Annotated in this window: 23 protein-coding genes; 15 read left to right on the plus strand and 8 right to left on the minus strand. The window is 52.4% G+C overall.

Annotated features, from left to right (window positions below):
- Positions 1-14: 14 nt before the first annotated feature.
- Positions 15-1,403 (plus strand): cytochrome P450, encoded by a 1,389-nt coding sequence (locus tag Q3A88_RS03995; protein WP_014916565.1) that lies wholly within the window; start codon positions 15-17, stop codon positions 1,401-1,403.
- Between the two features lie 483 nt (positions 1,404-1,886).
- Here Q3A88_RS03995 and pspG read toward each other — a convergent pair whose 3' ends face one another.
- Positions 1,887-2,159 carry an envelope stress response protein PspG gene (gene pspG / locus Q3A88_RS04000; protein ID WP_010279209.1) on the minus strand — a complete coding sequence of 91 codons (273 nt, stop codon included), beginning with the start codon at positions 2,157-2,159 and terminating at the stop codon, positions 1,887-1,889.
- A 165-nt stretch (positions 2,160-2,324) separates the two neighbouring features.
- Positions 2,325-3,347, minus strand: a complete 1,023-nt coding sequence (gene dusA / locus Q3A88_RS04005; RefSeq protein WP_039278491.1) for a tRNA dihydrouridine(20/20a) synthase DusA — start codon at positions 3,345-3,347, stop codon at positions 2,325-2,327.
- 481 nt (positions 3,348-3,828) lie between these two features.
- Here dusA and Q3A88_RS04010 point away from each other — a divergent pair, with 481 nt between their 5' ends.
- From Q3A88_RS04010 to Q3A88_RS04020, 3 genes are all read left to right on the plus strand, one after another.
- Positions 3,829-4,614 (plus strand): hypothetical protein, encoded by a 786-nt coding sequence (locus tag Q3A88_RS04010; RefSeq protein ID WP_164671854.1) that lies wholly within the window; start codon positions 3,829-3,831, stop codon positions 4,612-4,614.
- Positions 4,611-5,558, plus strand: coding sequence for a DUF1848 domain-containing protein (locus Q3A88_RS04015; RefSeq protein WP_039465913.1), 948 nt, complete (start codon positions 4,611-4,613; stop codon positions 5,556-5,558). Before Q3A88_RS04010 ends, Q3A88_RS04015 begins: the two co-directional genes overlap by 4 nt.
- Before the next feature lie 434 nt (positions 5,559-5,992).
- Positions 5,993-6,289 (plus strand): hypothetical protein, encoded by a 297-nt coding sequence (locus Q3A88_RS04020; RefSeq protein WP_117588417.1) that lies wholly within the window; start codon positions 5,993-5,995, stop codon positions 6,287-6,289.
- Positions 6,290-6,345: 56 nt separating this feature from the next.
- Here the strand turns inward: Q3A88_RS04020 and Q3A88_RS04025 are convergent, their stop codons facing one another.
- Both Q3A88_RS04025 and Q3A88_RS04030 read right to left on the minus strand, forming a co-directional pair.
- The gene (locus Q3A88_RS04025) at positions 6,346-7,002 is read right to left on the minus strand and encodes a DsbA family protein (RefSeq protein WP_317177443.1); all 657 of its coding nucleotides are present in this window, start codon (positions 7,000-7,002) and stop codon (positions 6,346-6,348) included.
- Positions 6,990-7,871, minus strand: coding sequence for an MBL fold metallo-hydrolase (locus tag Q3A88_RS04030; RefSeq protein WP_010279183.1), 882 nt, complete (start codon positions 7,869-7,871; stop codon positions 6,990-6,992). The genes Q3A88_RS04025 and Q3A88_RS04030 overlap by 13 nt, the downstream gene beginning before the upstream one ends.
- 107 nt (positions 7,872-7,978) lie before the next feature.
- Between Q3A88_RS04030 and Q3A88_RS04035 the strand changes: the two genes are divergently transcribed.
- Positions 7,979-8,899, plus strand: a complete 921-nt coding sequence (locus Q3A88_RS04035; protein WP_039497809.1) for a LysR family transcriptional regulator — start codon at positions 7,979-7,981, stop codon at positions 8,897-8,899.
- Between the two features lie 28 nt (positions 8,900-8,927).
- On the opposite strand, the gene Q3A88_RS04040 is transcribed toward Q3A88_RS04035, so the two are convergent.
- Complete coding sequence (locus tag Q3A88_RS04040; protein WP_205533591.1) at positions 8,928-9,851, minus strand: LysR family transcriptional regulator; 924 nt, start codon at positions 9,849-9,851, stop codon at positions 8,928-8,930.
- Between the two features lie 137 nt (positions 9,852-9,988).
- Here Q3A88_RS04040 and lysA point away from each other — a divergent pair, with 137 nt between their 5' ends.
- Positions 9,989-11,251 (plus strand): diaminopimelate decarboxylase, encoded by a 1,263-nt coding sequence (gene lysA, locus Q3A88_RS04045; protein WP_010279173.1) that lies wholly within the window; start codon positions 9,989-9,991, stop codon positions 11,249-11,251.
- Here lysA and Q3A88_RS04050 read toward each other — a convergent pair.
- Positions 11,248-12,204 (minus strand): DMT family transporter, encoded by a 957-nt coding sequence (locus tag Q3A88_RS04050; protein ID WP_317177444.1) that lies wholly within the window; start codon positions 12,202-12,204, stop codon positions 11,248-11,250. The two genes, lysA and Q3A88_RS04050, sit on opposite strands and share 4 nt — an antisense overlap.
- Positions 12,205-12,327: 123 nt before the next feature.
- Here Q3A88_RS04050 and Q3A88_RS04055 point away from each other — a divergent pair, with 123 nt between their 5' ends.
- Complete coding sequence (locus tag Q3A88_RS04055) at positions 12,328-12,921, plus strand: XRE family transcriptional regulator (RefSeq protein WP_317177445.1); 594 nt, start codon at positions 12,328-12,330, stop codon at positions 12,919-12,921.
- A 52-nt stretch (positions 12,922-12,973) separates the two neighbouring features.
- Here the strand turns inward: Q3A88_RS04055 and Q3A88_RS04060 are convergent, their stop codons facing one another.
- Positions 12,974-13,987, minus strand: coding sequence for a LacI family DNA-binding transcriptional regulator (locus tag Q3A88_RS04060; protein WP_039502062.1), 1,014 nt, complete (start codon positions 13,985-13,987; stop codon positions 12,974-12,976).
- Positions 13,988-14,120: 133 nt separating this feature from the next.
- Positions 14,121-14,465 carry a PTS lactose/cellobiose transporter subunit IIA gene (locus tag Q3A88_RS04065; RefSeq protein ID WP_110162459.1) on the minus strand — a complete coding sequence of 115 codons (345 nt, stop codon included), beginning with the start codon at positions 14,463-14,465 and terminating at the stop codon, positions 14,121-14,123.
- Between the two features lie 254 nt (positions 14,466-14,719).
- On the opposite strand from Q3A88_RS04065, the gene Q3A88_RS04070 reads away from it, so the two are divergent.
- The 8 genes from Q3A88_RS04070 (at position 14,720) to Q3A88_RS04105 (ending at position 23,473) form a co-directional block, all read left to right on the plus strand.
- Positions 14,720-16,057 (plus strand): PTS sugar transporter subunit IIC, encoded by a 1,338-nt coding sequence (locus Q3A88_RS04070; protein ID WP_010279159.1) that lies wholly within the window; start codon positions 14,720-14,722, stop codon positions 16,055-16,057.
- 24 nt (positions 16,058-16,081) lie between these two features.
- On the plus strand, positions 16,082-17,518 hold the full coding sequence (locus tag Q3A88_RS04075; protein WP_317177446.1) for a glycoside hydrolase family 1 protein: 1,437 nt from the start codon (positions 16,082-16,084) through the stop codon (positions 17,516-17,518).
- Between the two features lie 29 nt (positions 17,519-17,547).
- Positions 17,548-17,865, plus strand: coding sequence for a PTS sugar transporter subunit IIB (locus Q3A88_RS04080; RefSeq protein ID WP_014916549.1), 318 nt, complete (start codon positions 17,548-17,550; stop codon positions 17,863-17,865).
- A 90-nt stretch (positions 17,866-17,955) separates the two neighbouring features.
- The gene (locus tag Q3A88_RS04085) at positions 17,956-18,723 is read left to right on the plus strand and encodes an FCD domain-containing protein (protein ID WP_317177447.1); all 768 of its coding nucleotides are present in this window, start codon (positions 17,956-17,958) and stop codon (positions 18,721-18,723) included.
- A gap of 2 nt (positions 18,724-18,725) precedes the next feature.
- Positions 18,726-19,199 carry a GNAT family N-acetyltransferase gene (locus Q3A88_RS04090; protein WP_110162461.1) on the plus strand — a complete coding sequence of 158 codons (474 nt, stop codon included), beginning with the start codon at positions 18,726-18,728 and terminating at the stop codon, positions 19,197-19,199.
- A 406-nt stretch (positions 19,200-19,605) separates the two neighbouring features.
- Positions 19,606-21,777: a bifunctional acyl-ACP--phospholipid O-acyltransferase/long-chain-fatty-acid--ACP ligase gene (aas, locus tag Q3A88_RS04095; protein ID WP_317177448.1), complete on the plus strand. Its 2,172-nt coding sequence runs from the start codon at positions 19,606-19,608 to the stop codon at positions 21,775-21,777.
- The gene (lplT, locus tag Q3A88_RS04100) at positions 21,774-22,997 is read left to right on the plus strand and encodes a lysophospholipid transporter LplT (RefSeq protein ID WP_317177449.1); all 1,224 of its coding nucleotides are present in this window, start codon (positions 21,774-21,776) and stop codon (positions 22,995-22,997) included. The genes aas and lplT overlap by 4 nt, the downstream gene beginning before the upstream one ends.
- A 20-nt stretch (positions 22,998-23,017) precedes the next feature.
- Positions 23,018-23,473: a GNAT family N-acetyltransferase gene (locus tag Q3A88_RS04105; protein WP_014916544.1), complete on the plus strand. Its 456-nt coding sequence runs from the start codon at positions 23,018-23,020 to the stop codon at positions 23,471-23,473.
- Positions 23,474-23,672 lie beyond the last annotated feature (199 nt).

The raw sequence follows: 23,672 nt of genomic DNA on the forward strand, positions 1-23,672 counted from the left end.
AGAAGGATGTGAGTATGAGATCCATCAAACGCCTGCCAATGCCCCCAACCCGAAGTATTCTTGGGCATGTTGATTACCTGAAACGAAGTGATGTTCATCTCCAGATGCTGCGGTGGAAAGCGCAGTATGGTCGCTTTTATCGCTTAAGGCTGGGGCTCACGTCCGCGATAGTGATTGCCGATGCGGAATGCATTCGCACCATCATGAAATCCCGCCCTGACGAATTTCGGCGCATCAGCAGCATTGAATCCGTGTTTCAGGAAGCGGGGTTGAACGGGGTTTTCTCATCGGAAGGGAAACGCTGGGAGCATCAGCGCAGGCTGACGGAACCGATGTTTCAGCCCGCCCATCTGAAGTATTTCTATCCCAGCCTCAGGAAGGTGACCTCCCGGCTATCGGACCGTTTCGCGATGTTGGCTGAAACCGGGGAAACGGTTGTCCTCGTGGAAGAATTCAAGCGCTATACGGTTGATATCACGTCATTACTGGCTTTTGGTGAAGACGTGAATACGCTCGAACAGGGGGAAAACCCGCTGTCGCAAAGCTTACGTCGCCTATTTCCCATGATTAATGCCCGCAGTGGTTCTTTGTTTCCTGTATGGCGGTACATCAGGAGGGAGCGAGATAAGCAGTTCGATGCAAGCCTGAGCTTGATTCGTGAATACGTTGATGGGTTTATTTATCGCCAGCGGAAACGCCTCCGGCTCAATCCGCAATTAATGGAAGCGCCGGAAAATATGCTACAGGTGATGCTCGCCGAGCAGAAAAAAGACGGGACGCTGAAAGACGACGACATTGTCGCCAATGCGATTACGCTCCTTCTCGCGGGGGAGGACACGACGGCGAATACGCTGGCCTGGATGAGTTTCCAGCTTTGCTCAGCACCTTCGGTCGAAGAGTGCGTTTTTCAAGAGTGTAAAGAGGCGGCTGATGGTGCCGGAGCACTCCTCCCGTGGCCGCTTCCGCGACTGCCCTGGCTCACCGCTGTGATGTATGAATCGATGCGGCTCAAGCCCGTTGCACCGCTGTTGTATCTTGAGCCAACGAAGAACACCGTTATTGATGATTTCCTGATTAAAAAGGGCACGCCTTTGTTGCTGATGCTGAATGCGAGCGGGTTTGACGATGCGCTGTTTCAGCAGCCTGATGATTTTGTGCCTGAGCGGTGGCTTGAACGCGGAAAGGCCTCTTTTTCCGATCTTCAGCCCTTCGGTGGCGGGCCGCGTATGTGCCCCGGACGGTCGCTGGCATTAATGGAAATTAAACTGGGATTTCACGCGCTGTGTAGCGGGTTCCGCGTCGAGGCGCAGCAGCCCGCATCGGACGTCACTGAGAGCTTTGCTTTTACGATGTCGCCATCAGGCTTTCGTGTGAAGCTACACAAGCGTGAGCCGTTGCAATAGCACAGTAGACGTGGTGTGTGAGTGAATGCTGAGGTCAGGGAAGGCGGTTGCTGAGTGACAGAGCCTGACAATAATACCGACTCTTAACGAGTCGGTATTATTGCCTGAAAGGCCTTGGCCGTTACGCTAATTTCATCAGACTGTATGTAGGGTACAGCGTGGTGATCGTCACGAAAGTGCCGCTGTGCGGCTATTATTTCCCTGACGATGATGAAATTGTGTGGCTTTTTGCCACCGTGTTTTATTTATCCGACTGTTTATTTACCTAACTTAGTTTGCTCACCCTCTAAACGACAATCGGGTGTCAAACTGTGGCGTCATCCTAGCAGCCACATCCGGGAAAAAATATCTGCTGGCGCACACTTTTGTACTAAAACAGGTCATATTAAAACAAGCCGTATTAAAACAAGCTGTAGTAAAACAAGTTGATGTTAAATACGGCGTTGCCCGTCATTTTCGTGCGTAATTCAGATTTTTCTGGCATTACCACTCATTTCCGTTGCGCTGGCGATACGTGTATTTGCGATAGGTATAGCGGTGCGAGTTGTAGACAGGTCGACCGCTAAATTTGCGCCACAGCCACACCGCCGCGACGGCTAAAATCAGCCACGGCAGCACCTTTATCGCGATGCTAAACAGCCCACCAATCAACATAAAAAGGGACGCCACAAACAGTGCCGCAATCACGCCCAGCAGTGACACGCCCGTCAACATCAGCATGATAAAAAAGCCAATAACGAAGAAAATTTCCAACATGGTGTGCTCCTGTAGCGGTTAAACCGCAGAGAAAAGTTCTGCGTGCCACATAAGCTATAACAAGAATCATGCCAAGATGCGCCGCTGGTAAGTGATTGATTTACCAGCGGCACGAAGAAGAGAAATGAAAGAGAGGTGGTGAAAAACACTAACTATTAGTGTTTTTTAAACCAGATTAACCAGCGCTAGTGCACGCTCTACCACCGCAGCGTCAGCACCGGGTTTGTGGGCGTTTTCACTCAGATAGCGTCTCCACTGACGCGCGCCGGGGATGCCCTGAAACATGCCGAGCATGTGGCGCGTGATGTGGCCTAATGACGCGCCGCCAGAGAGTTCGCGCTCGATATAGGGATACATGGCTCGCACCACACCAGCCAGATCCGGCGTGGCGGTGTCGATGCCAAATAGCTCACGGTCAACCTGCGCCAGAATCCCAGGATTCTGGTAAGCCTCACGGCCCATCATCACGCCGTCCAGGTGCTGTAAATGCGTTTTGGCTTCTTCCAGCGTTTTGACGCCGCCGTTGATGGCGATAGTGAGCGCAGGGAAATCGCGCTTGAGCTGGTAAACGCGCGGATAATCCAGCGGTGGAATTTCGCGATTCTCTTTCGGACTCAGGCCTGATAGCCAGGCTTTGCGCGCGTGGACGATAAAGGTATCGCACTCGCCGCGTTCGGCGACGGTTTGAATAAAGTCGCACAGGAATTCATAGCTGTCTTGATCGTCAATGCCGATGCGGGTTTTCACCGTAATCGGGATTGAGGTACTGTCTTTCATCGCCTTGATGCAGTCCGCCACCAGCGCCGCTTCGCCCATCAGGCAGGCACCGAAACGGCCGTTCTGTACACGGTCAGATGGGCAGCCAACGTTCAGGTTAACTTCATCATAGCCACGCTGTTCTGCCAGTTTGGCACACTGCGCCAGCGCTTGCGGATCGCTACCGCCGAGCTGTAGCGCCAGCGGGTGTTCTTCTTCGCTGTAGGCCAGATAGTCGCCTTTGCCGTGAAGAATCGCGCCTGTCGTCACCATTTCGGTATACAGCAGCGTCTGGCTGCTCAACTGGCGAAGAAAATAACGGCAATGGCGATCGGTCCAGTCCAACATCGGCGCGATGGAGAAGCGGTTAAGGCGAGAAGCGCGAGAGTCGGTGGATACCGTGTGGTGTGTACCTGATTTTACGTCGGTCATGGTTTGTCAGTTATCGTTTCGTGTGTCTGGCGGTGTGGTCTGGTTTGAGCGTTGTCTGTATCCCTGCACAAGATCGAAAAGACAGCGGCACCCGTTATTATAACACTAAAAGCGTTAGTCCTGCATTGATGACGGGCTCTTCTTTAGAACCGAGATAATCCCCCCTAAAAACAGCCTAAACAATTTATAAAAATTTTTTCTATGTAATTTTTATGTGTTGCTTGAAATTATTATAATGATTATTAATTTCCGAATGCCAACTCATTGTTTTTTATATTTTTAATGCTAAGATTATGAGTTTTTGTTGGTGCTGCCGATACAACGTCTAATTAATTACAAAAAAGTGACCAAGCTCATGTAAAAGTCATCTCCACTGATGCAAAATAGCAAATCTCGACGCATATTAATTTTTAATCCGCCATGTTTTTTCTTCTGGATTAAAACTTTTATAGATCAAAACACTACAAGAAAGGATGTTGCAATGTTTTTAAATGCAATGAGAGATTGTAATAATGAAATATCCAGCCTGGAATGTTGCGGTGATCGTTCTCCATGTAATTGTGAAAACTCTCTTACCGAAGACTACTATCATCGGAATGATAGCTATAATTGTCAAAAGAAAATGGATACTTATGTCATTAAATATGGACCCAGCTACATTAGTGAAATATATCACTATTTAGAAGTATCTCAAATTCTGACTAGATTTCGAAACTCGCCATTGAATATCATTTCGCTAGGTTGTGGTTTTGCTCCTGATTACTATGCGATTTCTAAGTATAATCAAGATAATCAATTAAACATTCAGATCAACTATACAGGATTGGATCTCAGTACCTTCTGGAACACAGCACGCCCTAATGTACAGAATTGCACTTTCCGACAGACTAATTTAACAGAATCTTTCAGTTTGAAAGATGCTCATATTGTATTCATATGTAAAAGTTTTTCGACTATGTACAAAAATGGAATGCATGCGCAATTTTTACAAAATTTAACTTCAGCTATCAACCAAGATATGTCGCCAGGTTCAATTCTTGTTTTTATTGATGTGAATCATATCGGATTGGGTAGAGATGTCTTTGATGATAATATTTCCTCTGCGATTTCTCCTATAAATAAATACCATTTTAAAGGGTACTCAGAGCTTGATTGGATAATAATAAATAACAATAATGTCATCTATAACATAAATCAAGGTCTGTTTGTGGAAAGTATCCCAAATACAAATGACACAATTATATTTGAATATAGGAAAGAGAGTTGATTATCAGCGCTAGCAGAAGAACAGATATTCCTGCGTTTTATACGCCTTGGTTTATGAATCGAATCAGGGAAGGCTTCTTGCTTACAAGAAACCCATTTAATGCTAATCAGATAAAACGAATTTCTTTAAGCCCGAATGAGGTAGATCTTTTTGTATTCTGGACGAGAAACCCTCACATGTTGATGCGTCACCTTCCAGAACTCAATCAACGAGGATATCAATACTATTTTCAATATACCATAACTGGGTATCCAAAGACCTTGGAGAATAATGTTCCAAATCCAAATAGAACAATTAGAACATTTACAGACCTCAGTAAGTTTATCGGATCAGATAAAATAATCTGGCGATATGATCCGATTTTATTATGTAACCTGGTTGACATTAATGAGCATAAACGTCTTTTCCATAAAATCGCGCATTTATTGGCAGGGAAAACTCAAAGAGTAGTTATTAGTTTTGCAGATCTATATGCCAAAACAGATAAAAATCTAAAAGAAATAAACGAATTAAGTTATGTTGATATTACTCGGCAGCCTGATGTTCTGCTGGAACTCACCCATTATATGTATCAAGTTGCATCATCTGTAGGAATGGAAATTGAAAGCTGTGCGGAAGAAGTTAATCTATCTCAAGCAGGTATCCAACATGGAAAATGTATTGACGATCGGTTAATTAAACAGGTCTTTGGTATTCAGCTTGATTCCCAGAAAGATTCAGGGCAAAGAGAAGCATGTGGATGTATCAAAAGCATTGATATTGGTTCATACAATACATGTTTGCATGGTTGCTCATATTGCTATGCGACATATAACCAACTGACTGTACAAAAAAACAAACAAAAACATGACAGTAGTAGTCCTTTTCTTATCGGTGGTATAGAAGGCGTTGACCGACATCTTCTTATTCCGGAGAAGCAAATGATACAAGGGAACTTATTTTAAATTGTAATTTTTTAATCGTATATTTTATTGTAATTTGGTTATTCTCGGTTTTTAAATAGTGGAAAATCATGATTTTTATGTTTCTTGAACCGTGATACTGATGTATTAATGCAGCTCAACTTCTCAGTCTTCATAAGGCGGGTCGACGGTGAAACTGGGGCGCAGTATGGTCGTAAATAGTCTGTCGTCGGTTTACGTGCATAGTTTTTGCTTTAGGCAGGATTCATCGGTAAAAACTTGGAAGGTTTTCAGGTAGGTTAGATTGCTTGATTCAACCCTAAAAGTGCTAACAAATTTCTGAAGGTACGGTTAGAGTGGGCGTTGTGATAAATGCTGGTATTTAAAAACTTTTTTCAAAAAATCATGATCATTATCAATAGTCTTTTTTTGAGTGTTCTTTAATCTGCCACGAGGTTCTTCTCTAACTAAAAATTATGAAAAAAATACTGATAATAGCTTTATGCCTATTAATGACAGGTTGTGCTGCGCGTGACGATCAAGGGCAGATTATCCATAATGCCGATGGAAGTGAAAAAATTAGTTTTTGGAGAACAACAGGACTCATTGTTGGTGTACCACTACTCATTTTGAGTGCATTCGTCGCTGCTGAATCCGATGATGAGGATTCAAAGAATGACTACCCAGGAAGGTGTCGCCATGAGTACGATATTGCAGCTGATGGTTCCAGGTGTGGTTTGAGAGCTGCAGATTCACGTCTTGGCGGTTATTAAAAGAAAAAGGGGGCAGGCCGTTGGCGTGCTCCCTTAATGAAGGTTGATGCGGATGCTTATGCGGTTGCGTGGTTGACCATCTGTGTCAGCACCTTGCGCCATGCGTCTACCTGACCGAGGTAGTTTGCCGCCGGGATTTGCTGGAAATTCCCGTTGGCGTCTTCCAGCGCAAAAGTGGGGAAGCCTTGTCCACGCACTTTCGCCAGTAATTCCCGGCTAGCGCTGATGTGTTTTGACAGCGTTTCTGCCTGGATAAAGGCGAACTCGGTGCTGAAAGCCTCGCCATCCAGACCGATTGCTTCCGCGCACTGACGCAGCACGGCGGCGTCGACGATTTTTAGTCCGGAAACATAGTGCGCACGCTCGATCTCGTGCAACATCACTATGCCTTTATCATCCATCGCTTCCGCGGCGAGTACGGCAGCCGTCGGTGGCGCAGAATCCAGCACGACGCTGGTGTCGCGCAGCAGCCCTTCGTAATACGCTTCCCCGAAGGTTTGCCCGGTCATTTGTGCAATGCGGCGATCGTGGGGGATCACGTAATCGTGCCACTCCGAGGTGATGGTACGGCTATTGCTGCCTGTCATCATACCGCCGCCGTGGAGGATCAGATCCAGCCCATCAATCTCCTGCGCTGCCAGCGCGAGTGGGGCGGCACCGTAGCACCAGCCGCACAACGGATCGTAAATATAATGCAGTCTTACTGTGGCCACTTCATTTCACCTTTCAGGACTTTGGCGCTCAGTTCAAGACCCGATTCTTCTTTCAGCGTCGGGTAGTGTTTTTTCATTGCTGCGATCAGTTCGGCAGAATCTTTGCTTTTTGCCAGCTCTTTTTCCACCGTATCCAGATATTGCAGTGTAAACGTCACGTTTTTCAAGGTGTAATCCGTTGGCGCGATAAAGTGACCTGGCACGACGGTGGTGGGCTTCAGCGCTTCAATGGATTTCAGCGTGTCACGCCAGTGAACGCGAGATTCTGGCGTTTGGGTATCGGCAAGCCAGACGTGGATGTTGGCAGATACCGGAATACCGCCGACCACGGCTTTCAGCGAAGGGATCCAGACGAAGGTGCGATCCGGCGTTGGCCCTTTCAGTCCTTTCACTTCCAGTTTTTTGCCATCAACGGTAAAGCTATCGCCTTCCAGTGCCTGAGGAACCACGATCTCCTTCGGCGCGTTTTCTTTCAGAAGCGGGCCCCAATGCGCCACTTTGCCGTCTTTGCTGGCGTTGATCGCATCGATGGTCGCCTGAGTCGCAATAATTTTAGCGTCCGGGAAGGCGGCTTTAATGACGTCCAGACCGAAATAGTAGTCAGGGTCAGAATGGCTGATATAGACGGTGGTCAGTTTTTTTCCGGTGGCTTTGATGCGATCAACCAGCGTTTGGGCATCGTTACGCTGGAACTGCGCATCGATCAGCGCGACTTCTTTATCGCCGCTGATAATTTCAGAAGAAACGGGGAATATGCTGGCTTCACCCGGATTAAACACGTCGATTTTTAACTCGGCGGCGTTAGCCGCAGAAGCCAGACCCAGTGATGCAGCAAGTAAAGACACGGTAAAAGCGATAGATTTAGACATGGTGATACTCCACAGGTATGACAGAAAGTGGGTTCATGTTATGTTGCATTAATCGTACGAAAAACCGCAAAACGGGCAATTGTTTGTTGCATAAAACGGACTAATTTATGGATCGTATTACGGCTGCTGAAGTGTTTGTAACGATTATAGACCGCGGTAGCATGATCGCGGCGGCAGAGACGCTGGACATGTCCCGGGCGATGGTGACGCGATATCTGGCGGAGATGGAAACGTGGGCAGGGGCGCGGCTATTGCACCGCACCACGCGCAAGCTGAGCCTGACGGATGCGGGTGAAAAAACGCTGGTGCGCTGCCGGGAGATGCTGGCGCTGACGGCGGATATGCGCGTCGAAGCCGACACCGACGATGCCACGTTAAGCGGTTTGCTGCGCGTCAGCTGTTCGCAATCGCTGGCGCAGGGGGCGCTCGGTATGGCGATAACGACTTTCCTGCGGCGACATCCTCGCGTTGCTATCGATCTGCAAATGAATAACCGAACGGTGAATCTGGTCGAGGAGCGTATCGATCTGGCGCTGCGCATCACCAACGAACTGGATCCCAATCTGATTGCCCGACCGCTTTCACGCTGTGAATCGGTGCTGTGTGCATCGCCTTCTTATCTGAATGAGCATGGTATTCCACGACAGCTGACCGATCTCTCGATTCATAACTGCCTGACCTACACCTATTTCGGTAAAAGTCTGTGGCATTTTTCCCGCGGTGATGAAAAGTTTACGATTCCCGTTAGCGGTAACCTGAGCGGCAACGAGTCGCTGGTGCTGCTGGCGGGGGCGCTGGAAGGTGCGGGGATCGCGCTGCAACCGCGCTATTCTGTGGCACCTTATCTCGCTAGTGGACAATTAGTGGCGCTGTTGCCGGAATACCGCCCGCAGGCGATGGGGATTTACGGTATTTACACCTCGCGCCGCCAGATGCCTGCTGCGTTGCGTACCCTGTTGGATTTTCTGGTGGACTGGTTTGCTCACGATCCTCGCTGGCGGGCGCTGGCACAGCCATCGGCGATGTGACGGCGCTAATCACAAGCGAATCAAGTTATTAGCGCTGCAAGACCTGCTCCAGACGTGAAGGCACATCGGCGGCATACTGCTTGAGTTGATCAATCACGGTATCGACCAGCGCCGAAGCAGGGCGGTGCAGTGGACGAATCAGGCTGACCGTAAAGGGCACGTCGATGCTGAAAGGCCGCACGACGACGCCGGAAGCGGCATAATCCAACGCGGTGAGCGGGTTAACGATCGACAGCCCGATGCCCGCCCGCACCATCGCACACACCGATGCCGCGCTGTGCGTTTCCAGCACCATCCGGCGCGACACGCCCTGTTCCTGAAACAGCTTATCCAGTAATTGGCGATAGCTGTCGGCGCTCGACAGGCTGATAAAGGGCTCATCGGCAAAATCCTGCGGCGTGAGCACCGCTTTTTGCGCCAATGGATGCCCAGCAGGCAGCACGCACACTTCATTGAGTAACATCAGCGTTTGCCGTTCTGTACCCGCTGGCGTGAGGCTGTTTTCCGTTAAGCCCAAATCGTGGCGCTGGGCAGACAGCCACTCTTCCAGCAGCGGCGACTCTTGCGGAATGATGTGCAGATTAAGCAGCGGATAGCGCGCCAGTAGCGGCTTGCAGACGTCGGGCAACAGCGACTGTGAGAACACGGGCAGACAGGCAATGGAAAGCTGCGCCTGCTGAAAACGGCGAATATCGCTGGCGGCGTTGATGATCCGATCCAGTCCATAATACGAGCGCTGCACTTCTTCAAACAGCTGTAGCCCCTGCGCGGTGGGGTAAAGTCGGCCGCGCAGTCGCTCGAACAGCGTCATCTGAATCAACTTCTCAAAGCGTGCCAGCTCGCGGCTGACGGTCGGCTGCGACGTGTTCAGCAGGTCCGCTGCTTCCGTCAGATTCCCGGTCGTCATGACTGCGTGGAAAATTTCGATGTGCCGTAAGGATATTGTCATAATGTTTTCCTTCTACCCATATCAAAAATGAATAGAGTCTGCGTAAAACGATATTTGTTTACCAGAATGGTAACGCCGTATAGTTAATTCAACCACTTTTGGTAACTTTTAATGCATTTATGGGTAATTGGTAATTATTTATGCCACACGATCTGAATGACGTAACACACGCCCTGAACGCGCAAAGTCTGCGTGAACTGCCTGCCCGCTTTGGTTGCCCGGTTTGGGCCTATGACGCGCAGACCATCGTTAACCGCATCGCCCAACTGCGTCAGTTCGACACAATCCGCTTCGCGCAGAAGGCGTGTTCCAACACGCACATTTTGCGCCTGATGCGTGAGCAGGGTGTGAAAGTAGATTCGGTATCGCTGGGTGAGATCGAGCGGGCGCTGATTGCAGGCTTTGTGCCGGGCACCGACGCGCATGAGATCGTGTTTACTGCCGATCTGCTGGATCGCCCGACGCTACAACGCGTTTCCGAACTGAACATTCCGGTGAACGCCGGTTCGGTCGATATGCTGGAACAGCTTGGGCAGCAGTCGCCGGGGCATCCGGTGTGGCTGCGTGTGAATCCGGGCTTTGGTCATGGTCACAGCCAGAAAACCAACACTGGCGGCGAGAACAGCAAGCACGGCATCTGGTACGGTGACTTACCGCTGGCGCTGGCGCACATTCAGCGCTATCAGCTGAAGCTGGTGGGAATCCACATGCACATTGGTTCCGGCGTCGATTACGGCCATCTGGAACAGGTGTGCGAGGCGATGGTGCAGCAGGTCGTTGAACTGGGTCAGGATATCGAGGCAATTTCAGCGGGTGGCGGTCTGTCGATTCCCTATCGCCACGGCGAAGAAGCGATTGATACCGAACACTATTACGGGCTGTGGAACGCGGCGCGTGAGAAAATTGCCGCGCATCTCGGTCATCCGGTGACGTTGGAAATCGAGCCAGGACGTTTTCTGGTCGCGGAATCCGGCGTGCTGGTGGCGGAAGTGCGGGCGATAAAATCTATGGGGAGTCGCCACTTTGTGCTGGTTGATGCCGGGTTTAACGATCTGATGCGTCCGGCGATGTACGGCAGCTATCACCACGTTTCTTTGCTGCCGGGCGATGGCCGCGATATCAGCCAGTCCACGTTGCGCGACAGCGTGATTGCCGGGCCGCTGTGTGAATCCGGCGATGTGTTTACCCAGCAGGCCGGCGGCGGCGTAGAAACGTTCGCGCTGCCGGATGCACAGGTTGGCGACTATCTGGTCTTCCATGATACCGGTGCGTACGGCGCATCGATGTCCTCGAACTACAACAGCCGTCCGCTGTTGCCGGAAGTGCTGTTCGAAAACGGTGAACCGCGCCTGATTCGCCGTCGCCAGACGCTGGACGAACTGCTGGCGCTGGAAGCACTTTAATCACCATGATTTGGCCGTGTCTGAGGCGGGGCGGCCTGCTTTTCCCCTGAACGTTGCACATGACGCAGGCGAGCCCCTTGCCTGCTGAATGTGATACGCCAGCCAAACGTCATTCCAGCGGCGGATAGCAAAATCGCGATAGCCCCGGCAAGCTGCATCGCATCCAGCCGATGCCCAAAAGCCGCCCAGTCTACCAGCGCGGCGATAACGGGATAGATAAACGATAACGCGCCAACCAGCGCGGTCGGGATCTTCTGGATCGCGCTGTATAACAGCGTCGACATCAGCCCGGTATGGATCACGCCGATAGTCACAAGCATTCCCCACTGTGAAGCCGTAGGGGAAACCGGCATTGCCGCGAAGGGCGCAAGGATGACGACGCCAACGAGCAGCTGTATCAGCACGAGCACGTGCGGCGGGATCCCGGACAGTTTTTTCGTTATCGCGGCCGCCACGGCGTAGAAGAATGCCGCACCCAATGCCATCAGCACGCCTGACAGATAGCTTTTGTCGTTGCTGTCGGTCCCCGCTTGGGCGCTGACGATCAGGACGATGCCGCTAAAGGCGCACAGCAGCCAGCCGATTTTGTTGAGGGTGAGCGTTTCCCTGAAAAAGATCGCGCCTAGCCCCAGCAGCATAAAGGGCTGCGTGTGGTAAACCACAGTGGCGACGGCGATAGACGCGTGTGCATAAGCGCCAAATAGCAGCGTCCAGTTGAATACCAGTGCCAGGCCGCCGAGTACGGCAATGCCAGCCTGCTTCCTGCTAATGATGCCCCGTCGCAACAGGCCCAATAATCCGCAGACGATGAGCATCGTCAATGCGCCGAATGCACAGCGCCAGAAGACCACCGTCATGGCTGGCTGTCCCGCTGTCAAAACGAACCAGCCGACGGTGCCGGAAATGATCATCGCGATAGCCATTTCTATCGTGCCGCGAGTCTGAGGTGCCATCTTTTTTCCTGCCTGTTAGTGTGTCGAGATTGCTGCTATAGCGAACAAAATTTTTTATAATGAACAACAGGACAAAATAATGAACACAAACCATTTGTTCGTCAAGTCGAACAAATGGACGTTATGGTGAACGATATGACGATCGATAATCAGGAAAAGGGAGCGCAGGAGATTACGCCCATCGCACGGCTGGCCGTTTCTATTCGGCGTGAACGAGAGCGGTTAAATCTCTCAGTGACTGAACTGGCAAAGCGCGCAGGGTTGGCAAAATCAACGCTTTCACAGCTGGAAACCGGGATCGGCAACCCGAGTCTGGAAACGCTCTGGGCACTGGCGATGGCGCTTGATGTACAGGTTAGCCAACTGATTGGACAGCCTCGCCAGCATGTGCAGGTGATTCGGGCTAACGAAGGCGCAGCAACCTACTCCGAGCAGGCGAATTATGCTGCGACACTGCTGGCCGCGTGCCCGGCAGGCGCGCAGCGTGATATTTATCGGCTGAAAGTGCAGCCGGGGGAAGCCAGAGTCTCTCAACCGCATAGGCCGGGGACGATTGAACACGTGATCCTGAGCAGCGGTCGCGCCAGAATTGGGCCTGCCACACAGCCCGTTGAACTGAGCGCAGGGGATTACATTAGCTACTCCGCTGATGTCCCGCATCTGTTTGATGCGCTGGAAGCGAATACGAGTGCGGTGATGTTGATTGAGCATGGCTAAAGAAGAGAGCCCCGTGCAGGCAACTGCCCGGGGAGCGGTTTTACTGTGAGTTTTACGCTGTGTAATACGGCCCTTTCTGTACCGACTCGCGGATTTTTAGTTCGCCGGTGAAGGGCTGTAGCGGGTTGACGTCCTTACCCGCGATCAGATCCAGCACTTGCGTAATCGCGGTAGCGGCCATCTCTTCAATCGGCATGTAGACGGTGGAAAGCGAAGGGTGCAGGTAAGTGGCGCAGGGCTCGTCGTCAAAGCCGAAGACGGAGACATCCTGCGGTAATTTTTTCCCTGCCTCGTACAGTGCTTTCATCGCGCCAATCGCCATGTGATCGTTGCTGACAAACAGCGCGCTAAAACTGATGCCGCTATTCAGCAACTGGCGTGCAGCCTGATAGCCGCTGGCGACCATACTGGTGCCATATGCCACCCGACGCGGTTCAAGTGCGATCTGGTGAGCGGTTAATGCCTGCTGATAGCCTGCGAGCCGTGCCTGCGCCGTCGGTGTTTGCATGGGGGCGGTGATAAAGGCGATCTCGCGGTGGCCCTGTTCGATCAGATAATTCACCACGTCAAACGCGGCCTGCTGCTGGCGGAAGAAAATGCAGCGCTCTCGCGCCTGCGGCAGATCGCGATTCATCACGATCATCGGAATGGTCAGCGTGTCGAGCAGCGTCATGAGGTCCGATTCGGACATATAGCGGGTATAGAGAATAATGGCGTCACACTGCCTGTCTGACAGTAGTTGCACCGCGCGCTGCTCATCTTCCGGCGTATCGTGCCCGTCGGTGACGATCAGGTGTTTACCGTTGCTCTCTGCGATATCCGTAGCACGGCGCAGTAGGCGACCAAAATAGGGGCCGTTAAAATTGGAAATAACAAGACCAATGCTGTTTGAGGTACGGCGAGCCAGCGAACGCGCCAGAAAGTTAGGACGGTAGCCTAGCTCCTCCATTGCCTGAAATACGGCATCGCGTGTTGCCTGTTTGACCTGACCCGTGCCGTTTAGCACTCTGGAGACGGTCGCTTTAGACACTCCTGCACGTCTTGCCACCTCAAGCATGGTTTTCATCGCTGCACCTTAATTGAGTATGATGACGGGCTAAAAACGCCGATTCATCCCTGTTACGAACATCATGCGACATATTACCACAGGCATATTGTTGGATTTAACGCCTGATGTTCGTTTCTCAACCAGATTTTTGTCAATTTTGTGATGCAGCCATTTCACGGCGTAACAAGACAATCTCTTCCGCTAAATCCCGGCATAGCATGGCGGTCATCAGATGATCCTGTGCATGTACCATGATCAGGTTGACGGGCACCTTGCCTTCCCCTTCGTCCAGACCGATCAGCCGTGTTTGAACGCGGTGAGCCGCACGCGCCGCTTCTTGTGACGCCGAGAGTAGGTCGTCAGCCTGTTGCCACTCCCGTTGGCGCGCGGCCTGAATAGCCATCATGGCGTTTGAGCGCGCTTCACCCGCATTAATCAGCAGTTCCATCACGGTTTGTTCCATATCGAATGCAGGAACGTTTTCTGTGTCTTTCATCGTCGGTTTCCTTATTACGGTCAGGAAAGCAGCCCATATTGGTTGAGAATTTATGGTATGCCAAAAATCACATTTTCATCATATTGGAATTCCAATATTGCCTTGTGAGAGTCATGTCACAGAAAAATAATTCATTATGGTTGATTTTTGGTATGCCAAACGCGAAAGCGCGGTACCTGCATTTACCCTGCGCGTAACGGCCATCCCGCGTGTCACACGCGATATAACAATATGATGATGAAAGAGGTGGTGTTATGTCATTTAAGGACCAACTGATTGATTCATTGGGCTCCTTTGCCAATAAATTTAACAGTCTGCGTTACATTATGGCGATTAAGGCATCCTTTATTACGCTGATGCCCGTCATTATCGTCGGGGCGTTTTCCGTTCTGATTTCCAACATGGTGATGGATCCGAAAAATGGTCTGGCCAGTTTTTCCATGTTCTCGTTTCTGGCTGAACTTAAACCGATTATGAGTGGCATTAACTACGCCACGCTCAGCTTTCTGACTATCGGTGCCGTCTTCCTGATTGGGATCGAGCTTGGGAAGATTAACGGTTCACGCGGGCTATTTCCCGGCCTGCTGGCGGTGATCTGCTTTATTGCCGTCACGCCAACCACGATCGAAATGGCCGTCAACGGGCAGATGATGGTGGTGAAAGACGTGCTGGCGAAACAGTTCTCCGATACCAAAAGCCTGTTTCTGGGGATGTTCATCGCCATCCTGTCTGTCGAGATGTACACCAAGCTGCAAAATGTCGATCGGCTGCAGATTAAAATGCCAGACAGCGTGCCGCCTAACGTCGCGGCCTCTTTTTCTGCGCTGTTTCCTTCCATTATCACGGTGGTTGCTATCGCCACCTTTGGGTTTGTGTTTCACCGCGTGACGGGCATGTATCTGTATGACGCCGTTTATAAAGTCGTACAGCAGCCGCTGGAATCCGTGGTGCAAAGCCTGCCTGGTTTACTGGTTCTGATGTTTGTCGCTCAGCTGTTCTGGGTGATCGGGATTCATGGCAACCAGATGATTAAGCCGATTCGTGAACCGCTATTGCTGGGGGCGATTGCCGTCAACATGACCGCGTTCGAGCAGGGGCATGAGATACCGAACATTATCACCATGCCGTTCTGGGATGTGTACATGAGCATCGGCGGTTCCGGCCTGACGATTGGCCTGCTGTTGGCGGTGATGATTGCTTCCAAGCGCAAAGAGATGAAAGAGATCGCCAAAATCTCCTTCGGCCCCAGCGTGTTCAATATTAATGAGCCGGTGATTTTTGGCATGCCGATTATGCTCAACCCGATTCTGGCTATTCCCTTCATTATCACACCGTTAGTGACGGGCACGATTGGTTATTTCGCCACCAGTATGGGGTTTGCGGGCAAAGCCGTGGTGATGGTGCCGTGGACAACGCCGCCGATCATTAACGCCTGGCTGTCGACGGCGGGATCGATGGGGGCCGTCGCGACACAGATCGTATGCATCATCGTTGCGATGCTGATCTATCTGCCGTTTGTCAAAGTGGCATCCCGTCGTGCCGAGCTGGCGCAGTTGGAAGCAGAAAAGCAGGCCGCAGCGGAAAAAGCCTGAAACGGACGAGAAGAGAGGTAATGCATGAGTAAGGTTGCACTGACTATTCCACCGGATTTTATTCTGGGCGCGGCGGCATCGGCATGGCAAACGGAAGGCTGGAGCGGCAAGAAAGCCGGGCAGGATTCCTATCTGGATCTCTGGTACAAGCAGGATCGTCAGGTTTGGCATAACGGCTACGGCCCGGCGAAAGCGACGGACTTCTTTAATCGCTATCGGGAAGACGTGGCGCTGATGAAGCTGGCAGGGCTGACGCACTATCGTACGTCGATCAACTGGTCACGCTTTATGCTGGACTATGAGAAAGGCATCGTCGATGAAGAGTACGCGGCCTATATCGATAACCTGCTGGATGAAATGCACCGGCAGGGGATCGAACCGATGATCTGCCTTGAACATTACGAGCTGCCCGCCTGCCTGCTGGAGAAGTATCAGGGTTGGTCATCCAAGCAGGTGGTGGAGTGGTTTGTGCTGTACGCCGATGCGGTTTTCGCCCGCTATGCCGGGAAAGTGAAGCGCTGGTTTACCTTCAATGAGCCAATTGTGGTGCAGACGCGCGTTTATCTGGACGCGCTACGCTACCCTTATGAGCAGAACACGCACACTTGGATGCAGTGGAATCACCATAAGAATCTGGCAACGGCAAAAGTGGTGCAGCGGTTTCGGCAGCAGGGCTATCACCGGGATGGCGGCTCGATCGGTGTGATCCTCAATCCCGAAGTCACGTATCCGCGATCCCGTGCGGCGCACGATGTGAAAGCGGCGCACCTTTACGATCTGTTCTATAACCGGGTTTTTCTCGATCCAGCGTTAAAAGGCGAATATCCGGCGGAGCTGGTGGCGCTGCTGGCGCAGCATCGGGTGAAGTGGGATTACACGGAAGAAGAGCTGGCGATCATTCGGGACAATACGGTCGATGAGGTAGGGATCAACCTGTATTACCCGCATCGGGTCAAAGCGCCCAGCCGCGAGTGGAACAAAGAGACACCGTTCCATCCGGCCTATTATTACGAGCATTTTGAGCTACCGGGGCGTCGCATGAACACCTCGCGCGGCTGGGAGATCAATCCCAAAATCATTTACGACATGGCAAAACGAATAGAGCGCGACTACGGCAATGCGCCGTGGTTTGTGGCGGAAAACGGCATCGGTATTGAGAACGAGGCGCGCTTTAAAGACGACGCGGGCGTGATTCAGGACGATTACCGTATCGCATTTATTGCCGAACATCTCTACTGGACGCTGAAGGCGAAGGAGGAGGGGGCAAACTGCCGCGGCTACATGCTGTGGGCCTTTACCGACAATGTCTCGCCGATGAACGCGTTTAAAAATCGCTACGGATTGATCGAAATCGATCTGGAGCAGGATCGGCAACGGCGGCCGAAAAAATCCGCCGCCTGGTTTCGTCAGCTACACGACACGCGTCGACTTGAATTGACGCTGGATGATGAAGAGAAATAGGTGCAGATAACCAAAATGAGGAACGGAATATGAAAAGAATCGTACTGGCCTGCTCGGCAGGAATGTCGACCTCACTGGTGGTCACCAAGATGGAGAAAGAAGCGGAAACACGGGGAATGGAACTGAAGATCTACGCGATCCCTGAACAAAACTTGCGGGATGAGTTGCAGGAGTTTGGTGGCGACATTATTGCGGTTCTGCTGGGGCCGCAGGTGCGCTTCAAACTTAACGAGAATAAAAAGCTGACGGACAGCTACCAGATTCCTATCGCGGTGATCGACCCCGTCGCCTACGGCACATTAAATGGCGCAAAAGTACTGGATCAGGCGCTGAGTTTGGTAGACTAATGCCCCGCTGCGACGTCAGTACGTGGCTGGGTATATTCGGTGCGGGCCTGACGTCCGCACCTAGGGCGACAGTGCATGTAGGGTGAAAGCGTGGCAAAGGATGTGGTTCTGCAAGAGAAGAAGCAATATCAGGAAATCGGCTGTGATTTGCGTCAGAAGATTCAGTCAGGGGATTACCCCGTCGGATCGCGCCTTCCTCCTGAACGAAATATTGCGGAAACCTATGGCGTTAGCCGGACGATAGTGCGCGAAGCGCTACTGATGCTTGAACTGGAAGGCACGGTCGATATTCGTCAGGGCTCTGGGGTTTATGTCTTGCGTATTCCCGATGAAGACGATGCGACAGACGGTGGCAAAAACCATATCGGCGCCTTTGAAATGCTACAGGCTCGCCAACTGCTGGAAAGCAACATCGCGGCGTTTGCGGCGCGCATGGCAACGCGGGCGGATATCGAAAATCTGCGTAAGACGCTGGAACAAGAGCAGGCCGCGATTGCCGGAAAAGATTACCGTGGCGATTTCGATCGCCTGTTCCATCTACAAATTGCCGGCGCGACGCAAAACCAGATGCTGCTGGAAACGGTCAGCAATATCTGGGCGTGCCGTGACGATAACGCGCTTTGGCAGCAGCTTTATACGCACGTTGGGACGCAGGGCTATCGCCTGAAATGGCTGGCGGATCATCAGGCTATTTTGGCGGCACTGCGGCGTCGCGACGTGTCTGGGTCTTATCAGGCGATGTGGCAGCACCTCGAAAACGTCAAAAATACGTTGATGGAAATCTCTGACGCCGATGCACCGGAGTTTGACGGCTATTTGTTTGATTCTGTGCCGATCTTCCAGGGGAAACTGGTGTAATCATGACGGACATATCTAGCGTGAAAATTGTTTATCTGGCGGATCACCCTCAGCATCAAGAGCAGGTGATTGACTGGATTTGGCAGGCGTTCGGCAGCCAGAACAGCCGTGAATTCTTTGCCAGCGTAGTGCGCAATAGCCTGAACCCGGCGGCGCTGCCGCTGACGTTTATCGCGCTGGAAGGCGAGCGCTTAGTCGGGACGGTGGGATTATGGCGCTGCGATTTAATCAGCCGACAGGATCTGACACCCTGGCTGGCATCGCTGTACGTGGAAGAAAGCCAGCGTGACAAAGGGTTAGGTCTGGCGCTGCAACAGCACGTACTGGATTTCTGTCGTCGTCGAGGCTTTGACGATCTCTATTTGTTCGCCACGTTTAGCGGTTATTACGAAAAACACGGCTGGCGTTACATTGGCGACGGGCTGGACTACCCAGATAAAGCCGTGCGCCTGTATCACCAATCGCTATCACGCTAGAAAAACGCGCTAAAAGGCGGCGGCCTTACATGATTCACCAGAATCTTACAGTTGGTTGCACTTATAGAATAACTCTTTCGATTCATCGCTGGTGAAGCGATGCGGCGATCTTTAGAGTTACAAGTCCCAGAGGTATTGATTGGTGATATATCAATGTGCTCTGTACATTGAAACCATTTGATTACACCAACCTACGCGGATGCGTAGGTTTTTTTTTGCCTGAATTTCCTGCTTTCGTTATTTCCAGCCATTTTCATGCGATGTGAATGCTGTGCCGTTGGCAATCTTCACGTTCAGCCGCGTACCCATCACTTGAAGTATGATATGTATGTAGTATTTTGACGTATCGCCTGGTGGTTTTTGCGTTTCAGCAAGCTGCCCGTTTATCTGTCTATTGGGAGAAGGCATGATTCATACCCTGTTACGTTGGGTGTTCCAGCGTCTGTACCGCATCCGGATCGAGGGCGACAGCAGCCAGTTTCAGCAATCCAAATTGCTCATTACCCCCAATCACGTCTCGTTCCTTGATGGCGTTTTGCTGGCGTTATTCTTACCGATAAAACCCGTCTTTGCCGTGTACTCCTCCATTTCCGACCGCTGGTTTATGCGCTGGCTGAAGCCGTATATCGACTTTGTGCCGTTAGATCCCACGAAGCCTCTGGCGATCAAAGGGCTGATCAAGGTGATCGAACGCGGCCAGCCCGTCGTGGTTTTCCCAGAAGGGCGCATCAGCGTAACCGGATCGCTGATGAAGATTTACAGCGGCGCGGCGTTTGTCGCGGCGAAATCGGGGGCAACGATTATCCCCGTGCGCATTGATGGCGCAGAGTTCACGCCATTTGGTCGGCTGGCGGGCGTCTTTAAACGCCGCTGCCTCCCGCAGATTACGATCACCTATTTGCCGCCGACCACGTTGCCGATGCCGGAAGCCAGCAGTGCCAGAGAACGCCGCGCGCTGGCCGGTGAGCATTTACACCAGATTATGATGAAAGCGCGGATGGATACGCGCCCGCAGCACACGCTGTATCAGGCCTTTCTGGCCGCGAGAACCCGTTACGGGCGCTCCTCCCCCAGCATTGCGGATATCTCATTCAATGAAGACAGCTATCAGGGCTTATTGAAAAAATCGCTGGGCGTGTCGCGTATTTTGCAGCGCTTCACCCGCGTCGATGAACATGTCGGCATGCTGTTGCCCAACGCGACCATTACCGCGGCATCCATCCTGGGCGCATCGCTGCGTAACCGAGTTCCTGCCATGCTGAACTACACCGCTGGCGCGAAAGGGCTACAAAGCGCGATGAAAGCGGCGGGGATCAAAACCATCGTCACGTCTCGCCAGTTTCTGGAAAAGGGCAAGCTAACGGATCTACCGAAGCAGGTTAGCGAGGCCAACTGGGTCTATCTGGAAGATTTGAAAGACACCGTGACGCTGACCGATAAGCTGTGGATCCTGTTTCATCTGCTGTTTCCTGCTCGCGCGATGCTGCCGCAGAAGCCTGACGATGCGGCTATCGTGCTGTTTACCTCCGGCTCTGAGGGGAATCCGAAAGGCGTCGTGCATTCCCATGACAGCCTGCTGGCGAACGTTGAGCAGATTCGTACGGTGGCGGATTTCACGGCGCGTGACCGCTTTATGTCTGCGCTGCCGCTGTTCCATGCGTTTGGCCTGACGGTGGGGCTGTTAACGCCGCTGATGACGGGCGCTCGCGTGTTCCTCTACCCCAGCCCGTTGCACTATCGCATCGTGCCGGAGCTGGTTTATGACCAGAACTGTACCGTGCTGTTTGGGACGTCAACGTTCTTAGGCAACTACGCGCGCTTCGCCCATCCGTATGATTTCGCTCGTCTGCGCTATGTGGTTGCCGGAGCGGAAAAGCTGTCTGAAACCACGCGTCAGGTTTGGCAGGATAAATTTGGTATCCGCATTCTGGAAGGCTACGGCGTGACCGAGTGCGCGCCGGTGGTGGCGATCAACGTCCCGATGGCGACAAAAATCCATTCCGTCGGCAGGCTGTTGCCGGAAATCGAATCGCGTTTGATTACGGTGCCGGGCATCACGCGCGGTGGCCGCCTGCAACTACGCGGACCGAATATCATGAAAGGCTATCTGCGAGTGGAAAACCCCGGTGTGCTTGAAGCGCCTGCGGCAGAAAACGCGCAGGGCGAATTGCAACAGGGCTGGTATGACACGGGCGATATTGTCGAACTGGATGAAAGAGGCTTCTGCACCATCATCGGCCGCGTGAAGCGCTTTGCCAAGCTGGCAGGGGAGATGGTGTCGCTGGAAAGCGTAGAACAGCTGGCGGTGACGATATCGCCGGAAGCGCAGCATGCGGCCAGTGCGAAAAGTGACAGCAGCAAAGGCGAAGCGCTGGTGCTGTTTACGACGGACAACCAGATAACCCGTGACGCGTTGCTTGCACAGGCACGCAGCAGCGGCGTACCGGAACTGGCGGTGCCGCGCGATATTCGCTATGTGAAAGCCTTACCGCTACTCGGCAGCGGCAAGCCTGACTTTGTCACGCTGCGCCAGATGGCCGAAGAACCAGCAACTAACGCGTCGGAGCCGAATGCATGAGTCAACAGACTGAACCCGCGACGCCTTTGCTGTCGCGCAGTATGAGCGCGGTGATTATCGCGCAGTTCTTCTCCGCGTTTGGTGATAACGCGCTGCTGTTTGCCACGTTAGCGCTGATCAAACAGCTGGTGTATCCCGACTGGAGCCAGCCGTTTTTGCAGATGGGGTTTGTCGCCGCGTACATCATTCTGGCACCGTTTGTCGGGCAAATTGCGGACAGCTTCTCCAAAGGGCAGGTGATGATGTTCGCCAATACCCTGAAGCTGGCGGGCGCGCTGCTGATTTGCGTGGGCGGCAATCCGTTTCTGGGATACATGCTGGTGGGCATTGGCGCTGCGGCTTATTCCCCAGCGAAATACGGCATTCTGGGTGAGATCACGCGCGGCGATCAGTTGGTCAAAGCGAATGGTCTTATGGAAGCCTCGACGATTGCGGCGATCCTGACCGGTTCAGTTGCAGGCGGCGTGCTGGCGGACTGGAATATTTACGGGGCGCTGTCGGTGTGTGCGGTGGCTTACGGCATAGCGCTGGGTGCGAACATGCTGATTCCTCGTCTCAACGCGGCGCGACCGGGGCAGCCGTGGCATCCGGTGCAGATGGCGAGCAGCTTCTTTTCCGCCTGTCGGGTACTGTGGCGCGATGGCGATGCCCGACTCTCGCTGATCGGCACCAGTATGTTCTGGGGCGCAGGCGTGACGCTGCGCTTTCTGCTAGTGCTGTGGGTGCCGCATGCGCTTGGGATTACCGACAATGCCACACCGACGCTGCTTAACGCGATGGTCGCTGTTGGCATCGTGGTGGGAGCCGGTGCGGCTGCGAAGCTGGTAACACTCGATAGCGTGCGGCGCTGCCTGCCTGCCGGGTCCCTGATCGGCGTAGTGGTGGTGATTTTTACACTTCAGCACAACCTCATGAGCGCCTATTCCTTGCTGATTCTGCTGGGGGCACTCGGTGGGTTCTTCATCGTCCCGCTGAATGCGTTGTTGCAGGAACGTGGGAAGGCTAGCGTCGGTGCGGGTAATGCGATCGCCGTACAGAATTTGGGTGAGAACGGCGCTATGCTGTTAATGCTGGGGCTTTATTCTCTGGTGGTGAAACTGGGCGTGTCGGTTATCACCATCGGGATTGGCTTTGGCGTCTTGTTTGCGCTGGCGATAGCGCTGCTGTGGGCATGGTTGATTCTGGCTAAGCGCCGCGATCGTTCCACCGGTGCGGAATAAACGAAATAGGAAGGGTAGCAATGAGTCTGATATGGCATGACTGGGATGTGGCAGACCTTAACGTGTATTCACTGCATGACATATTGGCGCTGCGCAATCAGGTATTCGTGGTCGAGCAAACCTGTCCCTATTTGGATATTGATGGCCGCGATCTGGTGGACGGCAATCGCCATATTACGGCGTACCGTGACGGCAAGCTGGCCGCATGCGCTCGGTTGCTTGCTCCCCATCCGAACAACGATGTGGTGACGATTGGGCGCGTGATTGTCGCGCCGCATGCTCGCGGGCAACATCTGGGGCACCAGTTGATGGAACACACGCTGATTGCCTGCGCACGCCACTGGCCGCAAAAGCATCTTTTCCTGTCTGCGCAGGCTCATTTGCAAACGTTCTACGGCGCGTTCGGCTTTGTGGCGACCGGTGAGGAATATGACGAAGACGGCATTCCGCATATTGATATGCTGTCGGCGTTTTGAGGGATATTGAACCAACTGCGGAAAGCATAGGGATCGCGGCGTAAACGAAAAAACCGGCTGATGTATGGCTAATGCCGATCAGTTAAGGATCGGTTGACCGATCCAGTGGCTGTGTAAAAATCCGGAAATGCTCACCCGTTTCCGGATTTTTTTATGCACATTGGACAGGCTCTTGATCTGGTATCCCGTTACGACTCTT

Source organism: Pectobacterium sp. HCp5_1, assembly GCF_032905925.1.
Lineage (GTDB): Bacteria > Pseudomonadota > Gammaproteobacteria > Enterobacterales > Enterobacteriaceae > Pectobacterium > Pectobacterium brasiliense_A.